Below are 21,372 nucleotides of genomic sequence, written 5' to 3' on the forward strand. Positions count from 1 at the left end.
AGCAAAAATCCCGCAGAATCCAAGCCCTGCGTCCGTTTACCGCAAACATCCCCTCTGTGGGGTGGGGCGAGGTTCGCAGTGGCGTCGATCTCCTCCTAATCGGCCGTCTCAATTGCTAAAAACCTGGAAAATGCAGGGTTTCCGTGACGCGGCGACTTGCGGAAACAGGACTTTCCGACGTAATCTTTGCCAATTCGCCGTAAAGGTAGCAAACACTACGAAACGTACTTAAACACCTTCTACCGATAGAAAGGACCATTCATGGTAGGAAAAGCTCCAACCAAGACAGAAATCTTCAATGCAATCGCCGAGTCGACTCAGTTGACGAAGAAAGACATCGCTGCGGTTTTCGACGCTCTGAGCGCTGAAGTTGCCACCGCTGTCCAAGGCCCTGGTCAGTTCACCATCCCTGGTCTTTGCAAGGTCACGGTTCGTGAGACCCCAGCCAAGCCAAAGCGCAAAGGCCGCAACCCAGCGACCGGCGAAGAGATCTGGTTGCAACCAAAGCCAGCATCCAAGAAGGTCACCATTCGCCCGTTGAAGGCGTTGAAGGAAATGATCTAAGTTTGATCGTTCCTTAGCTCGAAATAAAAAGCCAACATCGTCCCGCGGTGTTGGCTTTTTTCGTACACAGTGGGCCCTGCCGACGGCGCCGTCGCGGAACACGCTCTCACGCCCGCCGGCGATTCCACCAGCTCACGGCACTTCCGCTGCGAGATTGCTACGACTTCGCCGCTTCGGTCGCGGGCGGCTTGGGACGCATGTCGATGTGATCGCGGATCCGGACAGCTTTTTTGCCCTTCAACGCTCCGATCGTCGCTTTGAATTTAGGGACGCTCTGAATCGCAACTTCCAGCGGTTTGTCGATCAGGTGTTCGGTGGTGATCACGTCGCCGACGTCCATGTTCAACAGGTCGCCGGTTTTGATCTTCGATCGCGCGAGAGTTACCGTCAGTTCGACTAGGGCCGAATCGAGCTGCGTCTCGAGAGCCTGCTTCGACTCGGGCGTCGCTGGATTGCTGGAGTAGCCGCCCCAGCCTTTGCTCGACAGTTGGCTGCTGAAGCGTTCGATCGTGTTGTAGGGGATGCATAGATTCATCATCCCGCGGTTCTTCCCCATCGTGACCTCGAAGCAGATCAAGACGATCACTTCGTTGGGAGGCACGATTTGAACCAGTTGCGGATTGCTTTCGATCGATCGCAGCGTCGGTTCCATTTCGACGACGTTTTGCCACGTCGATTGCATGCCGTCGAGAAACAGCTGGGTGACCCGAGCCATCAAGCGATGTTCGATCTCGGTCAGCGCCCGATTGGGCATCTCGTTCGGCTGAGGATCGCCGCCGAGCATCCGGTCGACGACGGCAAAGGAGAGCGCCGGCGCGATGTCGAGGATCCAATTGCCCTCCAGCGGTTTAACGTCGAGCACGCAGAAGCAGGTCGGGGTATCGAGGCTGTAGACGAATTCGCTGTACGTCAGTTGGTCGGCGCTGACCAGCTTGACTTCGGTGATGCTACGCAACAGCCCTGAGAGCTTCGCGTTGAAGGCTCGCCCGAGTCCTTCGTGCAACGACCGCATCGCCCCCATCAGCTCCTTACCGACGCGTTCGGGGCGTTTGAAGTCGTAGTTCATCGGTCGCAAGCGCGGATCGTTGACCCGCGATGCCGACGCCGCCGAACGCGGGATCGCGTTGGCTGTGGAACTTGCCGCCGGCTTCGGAGCGGGCTGGCTGGCCCCTTCGGATTCCATCGCGCGGATCAGGTCTTCGACTTGATTCTGGCTGAGTATTTCGTCGGACATAGTCGCCTTCCTTGGCTGATAAAGTCTTCCGCTGGTGCTCCGGTTGGTTCACGCTGCTGCCGCTCGCTTCCCTCGCGAGCGATGGCTCAGCTGCGGACCTGTCCCTGGCCGTTGACCACATATTTGTAGCTGGTCAACTCGGTCAACCCGCACGGCCCACGGGCATGAAATTTATCGGTCGAGATGCCGATCTCGGCGCCGAGTCCAAATTCGCCGCCATCGTTGAATCGAGTGCTCGCGTTGACCATTACCGCGGCGCTGTCGATCGCATCGGTAAACCGCTCCGACGCGGCGAGGTCCTTCGTTACGATCGCGTCGGTGTGATGCGAACCGTAGCGGTTGATGTGTTCGATCGCCGATTCCAGGTCGTCGACTACGCGGACGCTGATCTTGGGGCCCAGGTATTCGGTGCTCCAGTCGGCTTCGGTCGCTGCCGACGCTGCGGGGACTCGCTGGCAGGTCTGCGGGTCGCCAACGATCTCCACGTCGTGCTGAGCCAACGCTGCAGCGATCTGCGGCAGGAAGGCATCTGCGACGTCGCGGTGGACCAGCAGCGATTCACAGGCGTTACAGACGCCCATGCGGTGGCATTTCGAATTGACAGCGATCTCGACCGCCTGATCGAGGTTCGCATCGCGGTCGACGTAAACGTGACAGTTGCCGTCGTAGTGTTTGATCACGGGCATCGTCGCTTCGCTAGCAACGCGGCGAATCAAGCTCTCGCCGCCGCGCGGGATCGTGACGTCGATCAGTTCGTGCATCCCGAGGAAGTGGCCGACCGCGTCGCGATCGGCGGTGCTGACCAACTGCACCGCGTCGGCTGGCAGACCGACTTCGGCCGCGGTTTTGTTGAGGATCTCCACGATCGCCGCGCTCGAATGCGCCGCCTCTTTGCCGCCTCGCAAGATCACCGCATTGCCGCTTTTGACGCAGATCGCAGCCGCGTCGGCGGTCACGTTGGGACGACTTTCGTAGATGAAAAAGACGACGCCCAGCGGTACCCGGCGCTTGATAATTTGAAGGCCATTGGGACGGCGAAAGCCTTCGATCACCTGGCCGATCGGATCGGGCAAGGCAGCGATTTCGCGGAGCCCCTTGGCGATCGCCGCGATCCGGTCGCTGGTCAGCCGCAGCCGATCGACTTCCGCGTCGGTCAAGCCAAACCCCGCTGCAGCTTGCAAATCGAGAGTGTTTGTTTTTTGGATCTCCGCTTCGTGTTGAAGCAGCGCGTCGGCAGATTGCAGCAACCAGCGGTTTTTAACTTCGGTGCTCAACGTCGACAGCTGGCGCGACGCACGATGGGCGCGCTCGGCAACATCCAGGCAATAAGATTTCAGGGAAGGTGTTTCGGCAGTGGTCATCAGACGCGGGATGCTCCAGCAATCAAAGGCGGTTCGAAGTGTTCGTGTCGGGATCGGATCAGGTCCGCGGCAGGCGGTGCCGCATCGAATCACCTGACGTCAGTATCTGTCAGTCCTTGGGATTGGTCAACGCGATCGGAACGTGGGATCAATAGTCGTACCACAATCCAAATCCGATCAGGGGTTCGTAGCTATCGTAGAATGACCATTGCTGGCTCTTGCCTTCGTAAAAATCGACGCCCAGCCGCAGCAACGCCCCGTCGCGGCCTCGCCACGCCCAACCCGCCTGTAGCGTCAGGCTGCCGCCGTAGTCGAGTTCTTCTCGGAGATGGGCGTGAGCGGCGGCGAACGGAGCTCCTCGCCAACCGGTGGGGGCTGTTGGCATGAATTCGATGCCAAACATGAACTCCCACTGCTCGCTGACGTCCGAATAAAACGCCCAGCCGACTTCGCCATAGGTCCGCAGCCGCTCGGTGATCCAAAAAGCAGCTCCGGCGAACAGCACGTCGCGGGAAAAGTTCAAACGATCGTGGTCGGGGTTTTTCAGTAGGAACTCATCGCCTGTGTGCGAGCTCAAGTGGTAATATCCAACGCGAGTTTGCCAGCGTCCAAATCCAAAGGACAGCGGCACGCCGGCGCGGAAGTCGACCGAACGGACGTCAGCCTCCTCCTCCATGTCCAACCGCACCTGCGCCGAACCTTCGATATCCAATTGCATCCCGTGACGAAACGGACCGTTGGAACGATCGCCAAATCGAAACAGGCCAAACCGGCCGCCCAACGTTCCATCGAGCAGCAGGTTGTCACCCTCGGGACGCGTGAACCGGCCTGCCAGACGCGACGCCTTTTCGTCGGCCAAATAGACGGGATAGATCGAATCCTTCGGCAACAGTTGCCACTGCCAGACTGTGGATTGGGGCGACATTCCCAGCGGTTGCAGCGTCTGGGGAGCAAACGGCAGCGGGGCCAATGGCAGCGGCGGGAGTCCCGCGACCTGCGTCTGGGGCGGAGAGGTTTGGTAGGGATCGAACGACAGCGTTGGCGAGTCGTTTAGCGCCGCGGTGATCGCACCGGGCGTGGGGAGCGACTGGCTTGTCGTGGGCGTTAGCGAAGCGACTCGCTGAGCGATCGCCGCGTCGCAGCAGAGCACGGCCATCCACAACGCAATCGCGCAACGATGTCGATCTACGTTCATGCTGCCGGTGCTTCCATAAATCGATGATTTTCCGAACTGCCAGTCACTGAAAGAGAACCCTCTTCAGGATCGGTGCCCGCCTAGGATCTCGAGCCGCCGTCGGCACAGATCGGGCGTTTCTCCACTCAAAATTCCATATTTAGAGATTTTGACGTTTCGGGGCCAGATGAGTCGCACGCTAGCGACAGCTTCGGAAATCGTCTCTCAACTTGCTTGCTGAACGCCGTTGCGCCACCACGCTGGGGGTGGTTGAAATTGGCATCGATTCGCCGCCACAGCAGAAATGCCCAACGTTTTAGGGGGGCAAGCAAAATTCAACCGTTGAATTAATCGGATTGATCTATCAAACTGGAACCCACCATTAGGAAGTTGGGTCGATCTTTGGCGGTTAGCGAAGCACGAAGCATTCGCGTGTTTATTGTGAACAATCGATCAAATTGCTTTTGATTCTCCGAGTCAACTCTTTGCAACCTACCCATCCGGGTGGGGCTAGGACGCTTTCCGATGGCACGAAGACGCCGAAATACGGCTGCTGATAGTCCACTAACACTATTTGATATCTTTGCCGCGGTCCTCGAATATCGCTGGCGCGCTGCGTTCACCTTTCTGTTGGTGCTAGCTCTGTCGTTAGTGGCCATTGTGCTGTTTCCCAAAAAGTATGAATCCGAAGCGAAGATGTTCGTTCGGTTGGGGCGCGGTAGCGTGACGATGGACACGACCGCCACCACCGGTCAAACGATCTCAATTCAAGAGTCGCGAGAATCGGAGATCAATTCGATCACCGATATGTTGCAGAGTCGCCAGTTGGCGGAGGATGTGGTCAACGCGGTCGGAGCCGATCGGATCCTGGAAAAGCACTCCTGGATCGAACAGATGGTCGATCGGGTCTCCGCGATGATGCCCGAAATGCCCGTTGCAGTCGCCGAGACGGGCGAGATGGGAGAGATGACGCCGGAACAAATCGAGCAGCAGGAGCGATTTGAATCGGCTGTTCGCTACGTGATCAAAAACACAAAGATCAACTCTCCGAAGAAGTCGACGACGATCACCGTCGTGTGTCGCGCTCGCACGCCCCAGTTGGCGCAAGACCTAACGACTAAGTTCCTGGAAAGTCATAACCGGATGCATCTGGATGCCTACAAGTCTCCCGGTTCGTACAAGTTCTTCGAGGAGAATTTTGCCGAGCACGAGCGGATGGTTAGCGATTACGAAGACGCCATGCGCGAGGCCAAAAACGATATGGTCGTGATCACGATCGAAGGCAAGCAGCAATCGTTGCAGGAGCAGGTGACGAGCGTTCAAAAAGAGATTATCAACGCCAGCGCCGAACTGTTTTCAGCAAGGGCGAGTCTGTTGGATTTGATGGCCGACATGGAACGCTTGCCCGAGGAGATGGCAACCGAGACGACTCGCGGGATCGCGAACGAAGCGAACGATAAGATGCGCGATCGGTTGTACGAATTGGAGATCCGCGAAAAGGATCTTGCCTCGAAATATAAATCGGTCCATCCGAAACTTGTCACCCTGCGGCAACAGCTAAACGATTCCAAGACGATTCTCGCCTCGCAGGAGAAGGAGCGGGAGCACAATGTGATGTCGGTCAATCCCGTTCGTCAGGACGTCCATAAATCGCTGCTGACCGAAAAGTCGCGGATCGCTGGGCTCGAAGCCAAAGTCGATGCGTTGCGAATGGTCGAGCAGGAGTTGAACGAAGAACTACAGAAGGTGAACTCGTTTGAACTCACCTCGTCGGAACTCCGCCGCAGGATCCGTATCGCCGATAACAATCACCGCATCTACGCTCAGAAGTTAGAGGAATCGCGAATCAACAACGCGTTGGATCAAGAGGCGATCTCGAATGTTTCGATCGTTCAAAAACCATCGTTTGTGATGAAACATGTGAGTCCCAAACGAAGTCTGTTGGGCGCGTTGGGGTTCTTGATGTCGATGTTGTGTGGCGTCTTTGTGGCTGTCGCCAGCGATCGCTTTCGCGGCGTCGATGATGACTATGCCAAGCTCGATCAACGGTTGGCTCAAATCGAATCCCGAGCTACCGATCGCGTGGCATCGGAGCCGGGCGAGAATCGCGTTATCGAGGCGGCCGAGTCGGAAGTTGGTGACAATCACCATTCCGACGGTGAGCAGAATCACGACGACCATCCTCACAACGATTGATAAACCGCTCGATGGCAACTGTTGCATACTCTCGGGTTGATGAACGCCCTGTCGCGACGAGCGGTTCCAGCCGGCTGGTCACATCGTTTGTGGCGTCGCTGGTCTTTGCTGTTGTGTTCCTCAACGCCGCCGATTTTCGCGGCGATACCGGGGAGGAGTTCAGTGTTCACTGGCAGATCTATCTCCGCTTGCTGATCTGTGCAGTTTGTGGCGGTACGGGGATCTTGCTGGTCTCCAAATCCTACCGAGCCTTTTTGACCTTCCCCGGTTTTCTGATCACGCTGTTGATCGCTTGGATCGGTGTGACGCTGCCGTTTTCGGTCGACCGTACCTATTCGCTGGCGGCCTACGTTTCGCTCGGGGCGGTCGCGATGTTGATTCCTGCCGCGATGCAGATCCTGGGTGGCTATCGCTATTTGATGATCGTCGCCGCCGGTTTGATGACCTTCATTGTCGGTTCGTGGATCGCGTATCTTGTCTTTCCCGAAATCGGAATCTTCAAAGAGCAGATCACACAAACCGAAGTCCTCGAGCGGATGGGCGGGCTCGGTCACCCCAACGAACTGGGACTGTACAGTGCGTTTACAACGGTTCTGTTTGCAGTGCTCGGGTATGGTCGACGGCTGAGCTACCTCATCGTGGTTCCTGCGATGCTGTTGAGCTTGGTGACGCTAGTTGTCTGTTTCAGCCGCACATCGATGGGGATCACGCTTGTCGGGCTGCTGGTTGTCTATCGCAAGGAACTGTTCACGCAGCAGACGGTGATTGCAACGCTGCTGTTGGCGATCCTCGCGATCCCGCCGATCTTTGTCGTTGCAGGAACCGGCGGATTTGATTGGCTGGTCGGCGACGCTTTAGAGAAGTTGTCCAAATCGGGGACCGCCGATGAACTGACAACCGCAACCGGGCGAACCGATATTTGGGCGTATGCAATTCAGCGGATCGGCGAACAGCCGCTGCACGGTTACGGCTATATGACCGCCCGGTTCGTGATGGAAAAGTACAGCTACCATTGTCACAACATCGTGCTCAACATGTGCTTGAACACGGGAGTGATCGGAGGCATGACGCTGTTGTCGATGGTCCTCTACTTCGTCTATGCGATCTATCACGATCCGCGTTACGAAGTCGACGGCTTGGTGGCTGTTATCTTGGCGGGCGGCTTGATCGACGGATTGTTGTTCGCCGCAGTTCCGTCGGCTGCGGTCTTGATCTGGTTTTCGGCACTGCTGTGGCGGCAACTCGATATGAAGTTTGATCCGCCACAGCCCGAGACCTTGTGATTGCGATCAGTTCTTTTTCGCAATCCCTAGCTTTTCCATTTGGGCCGCGATGTCGGCGCCATGCGAAGCTGTTTTGACACTCTTGTCAATGTGTAGAATCTTTCCATCTTTGCCGATGTAGTAGGTCCAACGACTCGAAACGCCTCGCGGGCTCAAGCAGCCCAACGCCTTGGCAAACGATTTGTCAGGATCGCTTAAGATTGGATAATCCAGGTCCAAGCTGGCGGCAAAGTCCATGTTCTTCTTGACGTCGTCACAGCTGGCGGTGAAGTAGGCGACTTCGAATTGCTTCAAGGTTTCGCCAGCTTCTCGCATCGACTTGCACTCCTTGGTGCAGCCACCGGTGAAGGCTTTGGGGAACCACGCGATCACAATCGCCTGCTTCCCTTTAAACTGCTCGCTGGTGTAAGTCTTGCCGTCGCTGCCGACCAGTTTGAATTCGGGGACGTCGTCGCCAACTTTGACTTCAGCTCGCGCCGTGCCGGACATCAGCAGCAGCGACGCCAACAGCATCGCTCCCAATACGTATACTTTTTTCATGCGTTCGATACCTTCTTGAAGATGAAGCTGTCGCGCCACACTCGGGCGCGTTCTCCAGCGTCCCCATTCTATCAACGCGATTCGGCCCGGGCTATGAAGTGCTCGCTTTCGCTTGAGTCGCTGCCGAACGCCGCCGCCGCTAGCACAGCAGTCTTCGGCGCCTAAACCGTTCTTGGTGGTCAGTCGATTGCGGGCGAGTCGAGGCCAATCGTCGACGCCTGTTTTTCGTAAGCCGCGGCGATCTCGTTTTGGTCGAGTGCGCGATAGGCTTTTGCGAGCGCTCGCAACGTATCTGCTTTCGCCCGATCGTTGAGCTGGGGAACGGCGGTTTCCAGATCGGCGATCGCCTCTTCCCAACGTTCCATTTTCACCAAGATGTGGCCGCGTGTGTCGCGGAATCGGTTTGCGATTTCCCCTTTGTTGCCAACCAGATTCAGAGCTCGATCGGCATAGCTTTTCGCAGCGTCTAATTGCGGAGGATCTTGTCGAGCGACCAGCCATGCCATGTTGTTCAGCAAGACCGGCAGATTGGGATTCTTTTGATAGCCAAGATCCATATGAACCTTCGCCGTGGCATCGTCGCCGGTCAACATCGCTCGCGTCGCAACTAATAGATGGACCGACGCGTTGGCTTGTCCGCTGGCGAGTAGATTTCCCAAAACTTGGCTCGCCTTGTCTTCTGCGATTCCACTTTCGTCCAGGAATCGCATCAGCCGTTGCAGAGCGATTGGGTGATTGGGGACCAGTTGGATTGCTCGCTCGATCAATTCCAGCACGCCGCTGAGTTCTAGATTCTGCGACGAGCTCTTGGCACGAAGATCGTCGGCATGTTGCACATACAGAGATGCCAGTGCCGAGCGGAATTCCGCGGCATCGGGACTCCGTTTCAGGCCTTCCAATAAGATGGTTTCCGTTGCTCGAAAGCCTTCGGTTTGGAAGGTTGCTTGCGCGAGTGCCAAGCGGTTCTTATTGTCGTTTGGATCGTTTTTAAGCTGGTCGGAAAAGTGAGTGGCAGCCGCTGCAAAGGCTTGCTGCTCGCCCTTCTCATCTCCTTGTTGCTTCTTTAACTTCGCGATCAAGAGCCAGACTTCCGGCTTGCTTTGAACAACCTTTTCGAGTTCCCGAGTCGCCGACTTTAGATCGTTTTCCGCCACATAGATCTTCGACAGCGTGCTCGCCGTCCACTGCCGCTCCGCGGAAATCGAAGAGGCGGCGATCAGGTGATGCTTCAGCTTTGCTGCTGTCTGCGGATCGATATTGTTTCGTTGGACGATCTGTTTGGCGACAAAGAGGTGAGCATACGGATATCCGATAGCGTCGGCGGGCGCCAGCTTGATCAGCTTCTCTTGAGCATTTTGTAACCGCCCCACCCGCAAGTCGATTACTGTCTGGATCCATTGGACCTCGGGGCGGTTTTCCGCCCCCAGTGCCACGAGTTTACTGGCGTATCGCTCGGCAACCTCGGTTTGATCCGACTCGACAGCCGTGCTCAAAGCCTTCAAATATCGCGGTTGCAAGAATTGGCTCCTGGAGCGAGTCCATACGCATGCGCCTCCGATCGCCAACGCTGTGATCACTGCTGGTGCAGCGGGGAGCAGTTTGGACCATTGCCGCGACGCAATCCAGGCTCCGAAGTTGAAGGCGTTGCGACGTTTCTGCTGTCGGTTTTTGCGAACGGGTTCCATCGCTCAGCGGTCTCCCGTTTTGGCGGCGACTAAAGATCGAAGCGTTCGAGTCACCTGTTGGTGTAGATCGATAATCGCTTGATCCGAGAGGCGGTCCGACTCATTGAGAATCGGCGCCAGCACTTGCACTTGATATGTTGGCTCGTGAGAATTCTCTCCCGCATCGAGGATGCGACTGAATCGGCCGTGGAGGTTGGCAGCAACTCCCTTTGTGTCGGGGGGCGGTTGCAACGCGGCGCCTGAACGTCGGAACAAGCAGAAAGCTAATAGGCTGGTGTGCCCCGAGCGGCTGGCTAGTTCCGCGTACACGATGGGAGGAAGTTCATTGTCGCTCGGCAACACCTTCCGAGATGTGAGCTCTTTGCCTTGGTTTTCGTAGCAGATGATCAATTCGTGCCAATGCCGGAACGGGTAATCGATCGATACAAAGACTTCGTAATTGTTCCGCCGGTAGGTCCAGATCGCACTATGCTCCCCAAAGAAATTTAGGGCGTCGCGTTTCTGTACCTCAAAGCCTGATTGTTTCCAACCATCGATTGCGAGAGGCAGATCGGTAGCGACAAAGGTGACGTTGGACTGCGGCAACGATTGGCGTTCCGCATATCCTGCCCCGGCAACAAGCGAATAGAACTGTCCCAGTAACAACGCGATGAACAGTGGAGAGGCGATCGCGGCGAATCGGTGTTCGCCGACTAGAAGAGGAGCACTGTCGGGTGTCGGATGGGATCGTTCATTGTTCAGGGGTGGCGCATTGAGTTGCAACCCATTAGCTTGACGTTTTGTTGCGTCGAGATCGACGATATGCTCCGATTGGTGAAACACCATTAGAAACTGGTCGGTCGCAACTAACATTGCGCCGGCAAATCCAAACACGAGTAATCCAAATATTGTGTGCGGCGTGCCTTCGAGTAGGTTGATCTGAAACCGTTCGTTAAACAGAACGAGCAACGCGACGCGGAGGATGTTGACGACCGAGGCCCAAAAGGCGGCAGCGAATATCAGTAACACCGCGTGCACCAGAGGGCGGGGACTTAAGACCAAGGCGACCGCAACCAGTGCAGTCAGCGAGAAGAGTGAATTGATTCCGCTGCATGCCTCTTCGACAAAGTAGTTTTGCGGTCCAGCCCAGATCACGTTGCCTAAGAGTGCATGATCGATCCGCAGTGCGTCGAGCAGCAAGCTGGCGGCACGTGAGGTCCATGACTGCAACGCAAGCATCAATGATGTGTCGAGATTGGCCGGCATCCGAACAAGAAACCAAAGCACGATCCAGAGCGGCATGAAGCGGGCAATTTTTCCGGTTCGCCGCATCGCCAGCAGGATGCTGCCAGCGGCAAATACCGCTCCCATCATCGCGATATTGGGAGACCACAGGAACAGTGCAGCAGCTAGCAGCAGTAAGCTGGTTAGCGTAAAGCCTTGTTCCCATCGTTGCGAGGTTGAACTCGGCAACCCTGGTTGTTGCGAAGTCCAAAGCAGATAAGGGAATACCAGTAGGATCAGCGGGAAGAACTGGTAGTGATCGTGGCGCCAAAGGTTGCGGAAGTGCAATAAGGCCAGCGGAGTGAAGCAGATTAGGATCAGCAATTCAAAGCGATAAGCTCGGGCAAACTTCGCCAATTGAGTTGGCAGATCGACTGTCTCGGCAATCTGATTCATACGTTCGTAAACGGCTAAAATGCAAAAAGCCGATGCCCTGATTCGCAACGGTCACCACAAAAGTGGACCTTTGAAAAGCGTCCACTATTCATGAATTAAAATACTGCTCGTCTACGGTTAGAATGCAGCGTGCTTCCATACTACGGTTGAACCGCAGTTGGGTTGAGTTTCCTTGTAGGAGTTTGGTGCTCTAGCCTTTGTTTGCGAACGGGCGCAGCGACTGTATCGCGAGGATCATCGTTTACAATCGATTCGAAATGTGGTTGCAAGTCGACTATCAACTCCAGCAACGTTTCCATCAATTGGTAAGTTGCAATTCCACCGCCGCGGCCCACGACTTCCATGCTGCCAACCTGCCGATCGCCAACCTCGACCGGGAATCGAATCTTCCACTGCGTGGCACGATCGGGCAGTCTCGAACGCTGCCATTCGCCATGAAAGCCCTCGTGCAGCCAAGCGACATTGAGGTCTAGTTTGATTTGCCACAAGTCGTGTTGTTCGGCATATTCGACCAAAGTCGACCAAGCAACGTCCCAGTTCCGAGAACCTTGCAGACGGATCGAAGTGTGCCGCACTACTCCGTCCGCGTGTTGGCTGCGAGTCAGGAGCGAGGTCCCAAAGCCGATCGACCGTTGCGCTAAGAGCGAAAGCTCCGCATGTCCAAACGACTTTGTCAGTACCATGCCGCCGAGAACGAGGCCAGTGGCTAAAAATGCGTATGCTGGTTCACCGTAGATCACGCTTGCGACAGCACCAGAGACTGGGATCAAAGTCAGGATGGCTACGATCACAAGCATCCAGCCTTGTGCGTACCCCTTGGAATCCAAATAGGCTTTTAAGACGTGATGCATGTGCGCCCGATCGGCTGCATAGATGCTGCGTCCGGTCAGTACACGGCGTAGGATTGCGATCGACGAATCGAACAGCGGGACCGACAAAACTGCAAGCGGGATGATCACTGCGATCGCTGTCGATTCTTTGGTTCTCGTCCAAATCGCCAACGTGCCGACGACCAATCCGATCATCATGCTTCCCGAGTCGCCGAGGAAAATCGACGCTGGAGGACGGTTAAATGCTAGGAATGCCAACAGTCCGCCGGCTAGCGCGATCGAGACAACGCCTTCGATAACCTCGCCTCGGGAAAATGCGATCACTGCAAGGCCCACGCAGATGATGGAACCAATTGTCGAAGCGACTCCATCGGCACCGTCGACCAAATTCAGTGCGTTGATCGCACCCAGCAGCCAAAGCATCGTTAGCGGGAGTGCAAAAATCCCCAATTCGATCGAAAGCCCCAGCAGGTCTGCGTGTCTGATGACAGTTCCTTCACCGACCAAACCGCCGCCGACAAGCAACGCTACGATCATGATCTGACCTAGCAGTTTCTGCCGCCCGCGAAGCGTTAACCAATCGTCGACCAATCCGAGGATTACGATCAACAAGGCACACAAGAGCAACGTCGCCCAGCCGGAACTGATATGCACGTCTGTGCCGAGCAGCGCCGGGACAAGTGTGTGTAGCGTGAAGATGATGGCACTTAGCGAAGCCGCAAAAACAGCCAGTCCGCCACCGAGAGCAATTGCTCCCGCGTGAAGTTTGCGTGTCGGATCGGGCCGATCCACAAGACCAACGCGGCGGGCCGAAGCTCTCACCACGGGAACCAACAACAGACCTGCAAAAAGGGCGATCGTTCCGCAAAGGGAAGCGAGAGTTAACATGAGTTGCTATTGTCCGTGTGATTTTGTGAATCGAACAGCATTCGATGCCCCGATGCCAGAATAGTCGAAAGCGGCCTAGAGTGTCACAAACTGGCCTTGGAACTTGCCCCGATGCGATCGAGCGAATTCGAAAATCCGTACTTTCGGAACAATCGTTCGCACTGGTAATCGCTGTCGTTTCGATCGAGTGATCGACATTCGATCCTATCGAATGCCGCCAGATGTGACAATGAATTATGAGCGATATTCCTCAAATCGTGACCTTTGGAGGACGCTGTGTAACTGCTTGGGCGGTGCGATGGAAATCTCTGTAATTTCATGGGTTTTTAACGTCTTTTTAGGTGCCCAGTACGATGAGATATCCATCCCGGGGGTACATGTTTGTCGAATTGTTGGTGGCCGTGGTGAGCGCCGAGATTCTCCTCGCTCCACTACTGCCAACTGTCCAGGCGGCGCGTGAAGCGTCGCACAGAATGAAGTGCCAAAACAATCTCAAGCAATTTGGCCTCGCACTTCACGGTTAGCATGGCACGTGCAACCGCTTTCCGTCGGCGGATCCACGCCATGCGTGGGGCAGGCAAACGTCTCTCCAGTAGCTGGACTTCAGTTCGTTGAACAGTTGGTTCGGTGCGGGGGATTCCGTCGCGCCTCGCAGGCATACTTCGATTTGTCTCAGTCCCCGACGTGCATGGTTCCGACCACTTCATTGTCGATCGCGTTCCTGCGAATTACTTGGCGTCAGCCTCCAGGCTTATAACGCGTGAAGCGGGCGCTGCCCCGCAAGAATTGATGTGCCACCTATAGATGCAGACGGTTACATCCTTGGCCAGAGTTGGTCGCGGGTCGGTCACATGAGGGGGGGCTCTGATGATCCAGGGCAGCGAAGCGGAAATGTGCTGTGTCGATTACTGGGAGGCTGAACTTCACGGTCGATTGCTGTCCTGCTGCTGCCTCCGCTTGCGGGGGGCTGCCCTGCCCTTGTTGGTTGTGCCTGGGGCGGCAGGAGTTCCAGCAGCGTATCGTTATATTGAACGACCGAACGGTCTATCGATGAACGCGAACTCTGCTTTTCCAGTCGTCATCGCGGCGGTGTCCAAGCGGTGTTGGTCGATGGACATGTGAAGTTCTTCGCCGAAACGATCGACCCGCAGGTCTGGTCGGCCTTGGGGACCCGCAATGATGGTGAAGTGGTCCCCGATTCGCTGTGATGCGTTGACTCAAAGAAGGTGGGCCAAGATCAGGCGTCTTCGCGACGCTGGCCTGTCACGCGATCATCTTTCGCTTCGGCCACCTGGACTTTGATTAGCTGCTTTTCCAGGTTCGCATCGGTGCTGTGGAATTCGACCGGTGCGTACCGGCACGATGTGCCGCGATGAACATAATGAGGCGTCCCCGCCGCTAGATCGACGATCGGTTGCGATCCCTCGACCAGCACGTCGAGCTCGCGCCCAACGAGGCTGCGGTAATAATCGGCTCGCAGTTCCGCCTCCAGAGCCAACAGCCGATCGACCCGCTCCTGTTTGACCTGTTTGTCGACTTGGTCGGCGTATTCAGCCGCGGGGGTTCCCCGTCGCGGGCTGTAGGGAAAGACGTGGATCTTCGAAAACCCTGCGTCGCGGCTGGTCTGGCACGTCTGCTGGAAATGCTCTTCGGTTTCGCCAGGGAAGCCGACGATCACATCGGTCGTCAGCGCGGGGTGGTCCAGTGCGTCGCGCAACATCTGACAGCGGTCCAAAAACATCCGCGTGCTCCAACGGCGTCGCATCGCTCGCAGGATCGTGTCGCTGCCACTCTGAAGGCACAGGTGCAGATGAGGTGCGATCCGCGTCGGATAGCTCTGCATGATCTCGATCAGCTCACGCGTCACCTCGGTCGCCTCGATGCTGCTCAAACGGATCCGGAACTCGCCCGGCAATTCGGCCAATCGCTGGACCAAGTGAGCCAGGCGAATCCATTTCTCTTTCGGTTGCTGGCGATTCCAGTCGACGCCGTAATGGCCCAAGTGGATTCCCGTCAGCACGACTTCGCGGAATCCGCCGGCGACAAGACGCTCCACTTCCTCGACGATATGCTCCATCGGGCGGCTCGTCAGTTCGGGCCGGACCTGGGGAATGATGCAATAACTGCATCGCAACAGGCAACCGTCTTGCACTTTGACATACGCTCGCTTGCGGCCGCTGTGGCCATCCAGTCCGTTCGGCAGATCGATCACGCCAAACCGCGTCAGCAGATCGGGCAGCTCTCGCTTGTCGGTAACGACTTCAGACACTCCCGGCAGCGCAAGGACCTCTTCGGGAGCCCGCGTGGCGTAACATCCCATCACGACGATCCGTGCATCGGGATTCTGCCGCGCCATCCGACGAATGATCTGCCGGCTCTTCGTGTCCCCTTCGGCGGTGACCGTGCAGGTGTTTACCACGCACACGTCGGCGGCTTCGTCTTTGTCCGCATCGCGATAGCCGGCGCGTTGCAGCCCCTGCCGCACGAGTTCGGTTTCGTATTGGTTGACTTTACAGCCGAGCGTATGGGTTTTGAGCTTTGCAGACATGGTGCCAGTGTGCCACGGTCGTCGCGGCTCGTAAAGATGCACCGCCGCGATCGGGAGTCTTTGAAAAGAGGGGATCGCCCAATCGCGAAACAAGAGAGCCTCCGAAGCAGTCCGGAGGACGAAGAGAGAGGCGATTATTCGCCGGGAACCGGTTCGATCGTCGCCGACATGCTCCCTTGGCAGCGAGCGATCAGCGAATCCTTGCCAAACGCGTGGATCTGATCGCGTTTCAGTTCGGCGTGTTCGCGGGTCGTCGTCAAACAGATCGCTCGCCCGCTGCGATCGACCTCTTTGGCGACTTGAAAGCCTTTTTCGATCGGATAGCGAAACAGCTCTTTCATCATCATCATTACGTATTCATACGAATGATCGTCGTCATTCCATAGGATGACGTTGTAACGCGGCTGCCGTTTTGGCTTGGGTCGCGTTCCCTGTTGTTCTACTTCAGGTATCGCCGCTGCGGCGCTTTTGCTTGTCATGGCTCGTCATTGCTCCTGCGTGAGCCTGTAAAACAAGACCCGGCGTTTCGGGTCTCGGAAACATCGATATATTGTAGCGATTGAGAAGTCGCCCAACACCATAATTTCGCCATCGTGTCGCTTTCGCCGCACGCTCGGCGAGCGCACAAAACGGACAGCCCCTGCAATGGCTAAAGACCTAGACACTATTTTGCACTCTCGCCAAGCTGATTTTCAATCCGATTTGATCGATTGGTTGAAAATTCCCAGTATCAGCTCCGATTCGCGGCATACCCAAGATGTCCACGCCGCAGCCGACTGGGTTGTCGAGAAGTTCCGCTCGCTGGATCTCGAGGTCGAGTTGATCCCGACCGAGGGGCATCCTTTGGTCTACGCCCAGACGCCGCCAGTGCCGGGCGCTCCCGTCGTCCTGGTCTACGGACATTATGATGTTCAGCCGGTGGAGCCGCTGGACAAGTGGGTGACCGGCCCGTTTGAACCCGATGTTCGCGACGGCAACATCTACGCTCGGGGGGCTACCGATGACAAGGGGCAAGTTCTAACGCATATCCAAAGTCTGGCCGCTTGGCGCGAAACCGGCCAGCCACTGCCGCTGCAGATCAAATATCTGATCGAAGGCGAAGAGGAAGTTGGCAGCGAGAACCTGCAACAGTTCCTCAAGACTGAATCGGAACGTTTGGCTTGCGACGTCGTTGTGATCAGCGATAACAGCCAGCTCGGCGACGGCAAGCCTGCGATCACCTACGGCCTTCGCGGGATCATCGCTTTCGAATTGCACGTCGATGGTCCTGTCAGAGACCTGCATTCGGGATCCTTCGGCGGCGCGTTAGCCAATCCGGCCAATGTTCTGTGCCGGATGATGTCCGAATTGATCGATGCCGAGGGAAAGATTCAGATCCCTGGCTTTTACGACGACGTCCGCGAACTGTCCGATGCGGAGCGAGCCCAATTGGCGAAGCTGCCGTTTGACGAATCCCGATTCGCCAAACAAGTCGGCGTCGACGCCCTGGTGGGCGAGCCCGGCTTCACGACGAACGAGCGGCGTTGGGCTCGGCCGACTCTCGACATCAACGGTTTGACCTCCGGGCATCAAGGCGAAGGTGGCAAGACGATCGTCCCTTCGACAGCGTCGGTCAAATTCACCTGCCGCTTGGTCCCCGACCAAAACCCCGACAAGATCGCAGAGGTTGTCAAAGAACGGATCGCTGCGATCTGTCCTCCCGGCGTGCGGCACCGCTTGGAAATCGGACACGGTGGCGGCGGCATGCTGGCCAGCATCGACAGTCCTTATATGGCGGCAGCCCAGCAGGCGATCCAGCGTTCCTTCGGCGTGACGCCGTTTTTGATTCGCGAAGGGGGCTCGATTCCGATCGTCGCCGAATTCCAGGAACAGTTGGGGGCTGAATGCCTATTGTTGGGCTGGGGATTGGACGATGACAACGCACATAGCCCGAACGAAAAGTTTTGTTTAGCCGATTTCCATCGCGGTATCCGCGCCAGCGCCTACCTCTGGGAAGAACTGGCTGCGAAGTCGTAGCCCAATAAATTACCGGCTGATAGCCGCGGATTTGCCGTCGCCAGCAGGCTTCAACTGAGAGCGGCCGCGATGCTGCGGCCCACTCTTCCACGATCACACTTCATTCCATCTACCCGAATACGACAGATGCTAGACCGCAAATTTATTGTCGAACACGCCGATCAGGTTCAAGCCAATTGCGAGCGCCGCGGCGTCAGTTGCGAGGTCCAGCGGATCGTATCGCTGGAAGCTCAACGCAAGACGTTGCTGACCGATTCGCAAGAGTTCAATCGCTTGGCGAATGAAGTAAGTAAGAAGATCAAATCGGCCAAGGACAATGACGAGCGTCAGCAGTTCATCGCCGAGGGGCGTGACTTGCGTCAGAAGAAGGACGCAGCGCAGAAGCAGCACGACGAGATCGATGCCGAAGTTCTCGCGCTGATCTCGGCGATTCCGAACATGACTCACCCCGATGTTCCCAGCGGTGGCGAAGACGATGCGAAGGAAGTCGGCTTTGGCAAGACCGCGGTCCGCACGTTCGACTTCGCAGTCAAGGATCACTTGGAACTCGCCCAACCGCTGGACCTTGTCGATTTCGAAGCGGGCGCTCGCGTGACCGGTTCGGGATTCTACTTCCTCAAAAACGATGCGGTCCTGTTGGATCTGGCGTTGCAACAATTTGCGATTCGCCATCTGATGTCCAAGGGCTTCATCCCCGTCACCACCCCTGATCTTGCGACCACTTCGGTTCTGCAGGGAATCGGCTTCACGCCGCGTGGTCCCGAGACGCAGATCTACAGCATCGAAAATTCGGATCTCCACCTGGTTGGCACCGCCGAGATCACGTTGGGCGGAATGTACGCCGACCAGACGGTCGATCTCGAAGAATTGCCGATCAAGCTGTGTGGGCTGAGCCACTGTTTCCGCACCGAAGCGGGAGCTGCGGGGCGTGCGTCGCGAGGTCTGTATCGCGTGCATCAGTTCACCAAGGTCGAGATGTTTGCGTTCACCAGCCCCGAGCAGAGCGATGCGATGCACGAGGAGTTGCGCCAGACCGAATGCGAGCTCTTCGACGCGTTGGAGGTTCCCTACCGCATTGTCGACACCGCCAGTGGCGATCTCGGCGGACCGGCTTACCGCAAATACGATCTCGAAGCCTGGATGCCCGGTCGCGGCGAAGCGGGTGAATGGGGCGAAGTCACAAGCACAAGTAACTGTACCGACTATCAAGCCCGCCGCTTGAACGTGCGTTACAAAACCAAAGGCGAAAAGGGAACGAACTTCGTCCACACGCTCAACGGCACAGCGTTTGCAACCGGCCGAGCGATGATTGCGATCATCGAAAATAACCAGCAGGCCGACGGATCGATCGCGGTTCCCAAAGCCCTGCAGCCTTGGGTCGGCAAAGAAAAGATCGGTTGATCGATCGGCCCACGCACGAAAGAGATCGTTTAACGGCAATGCCGTTCAACGAAGGAGCCTCGGACCGTCGAAAGAATTAGCGGCGGGATGTAGTGGACGAGGTTACGAGTCCCAGCGATTTGGTCTGATGCAAAAGGACTCGTAACCTCGTCCACTACGCATCATTGAACGGTATTGCGTTTAACGGCGTCGGCATCGCCTCGCGCCGCACTCGATATCCTTTAGCCGCGTGGGCATCGTCTTGCTCGCCGCCCTCGATTTCGTTTAACCGCGTGGGCGTCGTCTCGCTCGCCGCCCTCGATTTCGTTTAACCGCGTGGGCAACGCCCCGCGCGCGGCCCGTTGGGCACGCGGTTAAACCAGTGCCTGTGCCGGTGGATTGGTGCATGCATAACAACTGGAAGCACCTGCTACATTCCTCTTTTTTGCTCTGCTGACGCTCTTGAATACTCCCGTTTCCGTTCTGAAGAAATTTTTTGGTTATTCGGAGTTTCGCGCCAAGCAGGCTCAGATTGTCGACCACGTGCTGTCCGGTCAGCATGCGTTGGTGATCATGCCGACCGGGATGGGCAAATCGCTCTGCTTCCAGATCCCGGCGCTCATGCTGGCTGCGGAATCTCGGGCCGCAAAGACCAAGCGGCGGCCACTGACACTGGTGATGTCACCCTTGATCGCGCTGATGAAAGATCAAGTCGACACGTTGGTTCGACGCGATATATCGGCGACGTTTGTCAATTCGTCGTTGGATCGCAAGGAGCGGAACAAGCGTTACAAGGAGATCGGCGAGGGGAAATACGATCTGCTGTACGTGACGCCCGAGCGATTTCGCAAAACCGATTTTTTGGAGCAGTTGTCGCGTCGCGAGATCCCGTTGCTGGCCGTCGACGAAGCGCATTGCATCAGCCAGTGGGGACACGACTTCCGGCCCGACTACACGCGGTTGGAAGAGATCCGCCAGACGCTCGGTAATCCAATAACGATCGCTTTGACCGCCACGGCGACTCCGCAAGTGCAGGCCGATATCGTCGCCCAACTTGGGTTGCAACCACACGAAGCGCGGACGTTCCACGAGGGAATCGATCGCCCCAACCTTTCGCTGAAGGTGCTCGATGTCTGGGGCGAAGACGAGAAGCTGCAACAGATGCTGCGGATCCGCGAGGAAGCCGAGGGAAGCGGGATCGTCTACTTCACGTTGATCAAGACGCTGGAACAGTTCAGCGACCGCCTGTTGTCGCGCGGCGTTCCGCATCTTGTCTATCACGGTGATCTTCCGCGTCACGAGCGTCGCCGCGTGCAAGACGAATTCATGCTGCAGCCCGATTGGATGGTCTTGGCGACCAATGCCTTTGGGATGGGCATCGACAAAGAGGACATTCGTTACGTGGTCCACGCCGATGTGCCTGGTTCGATGGAGTCGTATTACCAAGAGATCGGGCGAGCTGGCCGTGATGGTCTGCCGTCGCAGTGTACGCTGCTGTACGAGGAAGCGGATCTGGCGACGCAGATGGAATTCATCGGCTGGAGCAATCCGTCGGCGGAGTACTATCGCCGCGTCTACGATTTCCTGAACCACGACGCCGAGCAGATCCAGGCTTACGGCATCGAATGGCTCCGCGATCAACTGACGCGGAAAGACAAGCACGACCATCGGCTCGATACCGCGCTATCGATGTTGCACCGGTGGGGAGCGATCGAGGGATCGCTGCGGCCGCTAAAAGCCCGCGTGACCGGACCGATGCCGCCGCAATTGTCCGACCAGGATCAACTGGACGAAAAATTGCGTCGCGACCAGCAAAAACTGTACGCGTTGGTCCAATACGTGAAGCACGAAGGGGACCGCAAAGATTTCTTGAACGAGTACTTTGGCGTCGCAGAATCTCAAACGGAAGCTTGATTTCCGATACAATCGCTGGCGACAGCGTACCTCGGCTGTTTTCCGATTATCATAAAGTCTCGGCAGCTTGCGGCATTCTCCGTTGCCCCGCTGCTGCAGA

The 21,372-nt window shown here is 56.8% G+C and carries 17 protein-coding genes; 8 read left to right on the forward strand and 9 right to left on the reverse strand.

Annotated elements, in window-relative coordinates; genetic code table 11:
* The first annotated feature begins 261 nt into the window (after nt 1-261).
* A complete protein-coding gene (locus CA51_RS03385; RefSeq protein WP_145091479.1) occupies nt 262-564 on the forward strand; it encodes an HU family DNA-binding protein in 303 nt (100 codons plus the stop codon).
* Nucleotides 565-721: 157 nt separating this feature from the next.
* Here CA51_RS03385 and fliM read toward each other — a convergent pair whose 3' ends face one another.
* From fliM to CA51_RS03400, 3 genes are all read right to left on the reverse strand, one after another.
* A complete protein-coding gene (gene fliM / locus CA51_RS03390) occupies nt 722-1,798 on the reverse strand; it encodes a flagellar motor switch protein FliM (RefSeq protein WP_145117802.1) in 1,077 nt (358 codons plus the stop codon).
* An 86-nt stretch (nt 1,799-1,884) separates the two neighbouring features.
* Entirely contained in the window at nt 1,885-3,159 is a 1,275-nt protein-coding gene (locus CA51_RS03395) for a glutamate-5-semialdehyde dehydrogenase (RefSeq protein ID WP_145117804.1), read from the reverse strand.
* Nucleotides 3,160-3,307: 148 nt separating this feature from the next.
* Nucleotides 3,308-4,354 carry a DUF1207 domain-containing protein gene (locus tag CA51_RS03400; RefSeq protein WP_145117806.1) on the reverse strand — a complete coding sequence of 349 codons (1,047 nt, stop codon included), beginning with the start codon at nt 4,352-4,354 and terminating at the stop codon, nt 3,308-3,310.
* A 504-nt stretch (nt 4,355-4,858) separates the two neighbouring features.
* Here CA51_RS03400 and CA51_RS03405 point away from each other — a divergent pair.
* Together CA51_RS03405 and CA51_RS03410 are read left to right on the forward strand one after the other, a co-directional pair.
* A complete protein-coding gene (locus CA51_RS03405; protein ID WP_145117809.1) occupies nt 4,859-6,529 on the forward strand; it encodes a GumC family protein in 1,671 nt (556 codons plus the stop codon).
* Between the two features lie 11 nt (nt 6,530-6,540).
* Nucleotides 6,541-7,812, forward strand: a complete 1,272-nt coding sequence (locus tag CA51_RS03410) for an O-antigen ligase family protein (RefSeq protein WP_145117811.1) — start codon at nt 6,541-6,543, stop codon at nt 7,810-7,812.
* Between the two features lie 6 nt (nt 7,813-7,818).
* Here CA51_RS03410 and CA51_RS03415 read toward each other — a convergent pair whose 3' ends face one another.
* The 4 genes from CA51_RS03415 to CA51_RS03430 all read right to left on the reverse strand — a co-directional run bounded on the left by CA51_RS03415 (nt 7,819) and on the right by CA51_RS03430 (nt 13,414).
* Nucleotides 7,819-8,352, reverse strand: coding sequence for a peroxiredoxin (locus CA51_RS03415; protein WP_145117813.1), 534 nt, complete (start codon nt 8,350-8,352; stop codon nt 7,819-7,821).
* Nucleotides 8,353-8,531: 179 nt separating this feature from the next.
* Nucleotides 8,532-9,869, reverse strand: a complete 1,338-nt coding sequence (locus CA51_RS03420) for a tetratricopeptide repeat protein (RefSeq protein ID WP_145117815.1) — start codon at nt 9,867-9,869, stop codon at nt 8,532-8,534.
* 171 nt (nt 9,870-10,040) lie between these two features.
* The gene (gene xrtU, locus CA51_RS03425; RefSeq protein WP_145117817.1) at nt 10,041-11,696 is read right to left on the reverse strand and encodes an exosortase U; all 1,656 of its coding nucleotides are present in this window, start codon (nt 11,694-11,696) and stop codon (nt 10,041-10,043) included.
* A gap of 140 nt (nt 11,697-11,836) precedes the next feature.
* Entirely contained in the window at nt 11,837-13,414 is a 1,578-nt protein-coding gene (locus CA51_RS03430; RefSeq protein ID WP_145117819.1) for an MraY family glycosyltransferase, read from the reverse strand.
* Between the two features lie 377 nt (nt 13,415-13,791).
* Between CA51_RS03430 and CA51_RS03435 the strand changes: the two genes are divergently transcribed.
* Nucleotides 13,792-13,938 carry a DUF1559 family PulG-like putative transporter gene (locus CA51_RS03435; RefSeq protein ID WP_338052332.1) on the forward strand — a complete coding sequence of 49 codons (147 nt, stop codon included), beginning with the start codon at nt 13,792-13,794 and terminating at the stop codon, nt 13,936-13,938.
* A 522-nt stretch (nt 13,939-14,460) separates the two neighbouring features.
* Entirely contained in the window at nt 14,461-14,622 is a 162-nt protein-coding gene (locus CA51_RS03440; RefSeq protein WP_145117824.1) for an H-X9-DG-CTERM domain-containing protein, read from the forward strand.
* A 29-nt stretch (nt 14,623-14,651) separates the two neighbouring features.
* On the opposite strand, the gene mtaB is transcribed toward CA51_RS03440, so the two are convergent.
* Nucleotides 14,652-15,962, reverse strand: a complete 1,311-nt coding sequence (mtaB, locus tag CA51_RS03445; RefSeq protein ID WP_145117826.1) for a tRNA (N(6)-L-threonylcarbamoyladenosine(37)-C(2))-methylthiotransferase MtaB — start codon at nt 15,960-15,962, stop codon at nt 14,652-14,654.
* Between the two features lie 134 nt (nt 15,963-16,096).
* Entirely contained in the window at nt 16,097-16,441 is a 345-nt protein-coding gene (locus CA51_RS03450) for an ATP-dependent Clp protease adaptor ClpS (protein ID WP_145091509.1), read from the reverse strand.
* A 166-nt stretch (nt 16,442-16,607) separates the two neighbouring features.
* On the opposite strand from CA51_RS03450, the gene CA51_RS03455 reads away from it, so the two are divergent.
* The 3 genes from CA51_RS03455 (at nt 16,608) to CA51_RS03465 (ending at nt 21,272) form a co-directional block, all read left to right on the forward strand.
* Nucleotides 16,608-17,978 carry a dipeptidase gene (locus CA51_RS03455; RefSeq protein ID WP_145117828.1) on the forward strand — a complete coding sequence of 457 codons (1,371 nt, stop codon included), beginning with the start codon at nt 16,608-16,610 and terminating at the stop codon, nt 17,976-17,978.
* Between the two features lie 126 nt (nt 17,979-18,104).
* A complete protein-coding gene (serS, locus tag CA51_RS03460) occupies nt 18,105-19,379 on the forward strand; it encodes a serine--tRNA ligase (protein ID WP_145117830.1) in 1,275 nt (424 codons plus the stop codon).
* Nucleotides 19,380-19,820: 441 nt separating this feature from the next.
* On the forward strand, nt 19,821-21,272 hold the full coding sequence (locus CA51_RS03465) for a RecQ family ATP-dependent DNA helicase (protein WP_145117832.1): 1,452 nt from the start codon (nt 19,821-19,823) through the stop codon (nt 21,270-21,272).
* Nucleotides 21,273-21,372: the final 100 nt, after the last annotated feature.

The sequence above is a fragment of the Rosistilla oblonga genome (assembly GCF_007751715.1).
Lineage (GTDB): Bacteria > Planctomycetota > Planctomycetia > Pirellulales > Pirellulaceae > Rosistilla > Rosistilla oblonga.

Bases quoted from the DNA above. Each gene is read 5' to 3' on its own strand.
- CA51_RS03385 (WP_145091479.1), top strand. From the start codon at position 262: ATGGTAGGAAAAGCTCCAACCAAGACAGAAATCTTCAATGCAATCGCC.
- fliM (WP_145117802.1), bottom strand. From the start codon at position 1,798: ATGTCCGACGAAATACTCAGCCAGAATCAAGTCGAAGACCTGATCCGC.
- CA51_RS03395 (WP_145117804.1), bottom strand. From the start codon at position 3,159: ATGACCACTGCCGAAACACCTTCCCTGAAATCTTATTGCCTGGATGTT.
- CA51_RS03400 (WP_145117806.1), bottom strand. From the start codon at position 4,354: ATGAACGTAGATCGACATCGTTGCGCGATTGCGTTGTGGATGGCCGTG.
- CA51_RS03405 (WP_145117809.1), top strand. From the start codon at position 4,859: ATGGCACGAAGACGCCGAAATACGGCTGCTGATAGTCCACTAACACTA.
- CA51_RS03410 (WP_145117811.1), top strand. From the start codon at position 6,541: ATGGCAACTGTTGCATACTCTCGGGTTGATGAACGCCCTGTCGCGACG.
- CA51_RS03415 (WP_145117813.1), bottom strand. From the start codon at position 8,352: ATGAAAAAAGTATACGTATTGGGAGCGATGCTGTTGGCGTCGCTGCTG.
- xrtU (WP_145117817.1), bottom strand. From the start codon at position 11,696: ATGAATCAGATTGCCGAGACAGTCGATCTGCCAACTCAATTGGCGAAG.
- CA51_RS03430 (WP_145117819.1), bottom strand. From the start codon at position 13,414: ATGTTAACTCTCGCTTCCCTTTGCGGAACGATCGCCCTTTTTGCAGGT.
- CA51_RS03435 (WP_338052332.1), top strand. From the start codon at position 13,792: ATGTTTGTCGAATTGTTGGTGGCCGTGGTGAGCGCCGAGATTCTCCTC.
- mtaB (WP_145117826.1), bottom strand. From the start codon at position 15,962: ATGTCTGCAAAGCTCAAAACCCATACGCTCGGCTGTAAAGTCAACCAA.
- CA51_RS03450 (WP_145091509.1), bottom strand. From the start codon at position 16,441: ATGACAAGCAAAAGCGCCGCAGCGGCGATACCTGAAGTAGAACAACAG.
- CA51_RS03455 (WP_145117828.1), top strand. From the start codon at position 16,608: ATGGCTAAAGACCTAGACACTATTTTGCACTCTCGCCAAGCTGATTTT.
- serS (WP_145117830.1), top strand. From the start codon at position 18,105: ATGCTAGACCGCAAATTTATTGTCGAACACGCCGATCAGGTTCAAGCC.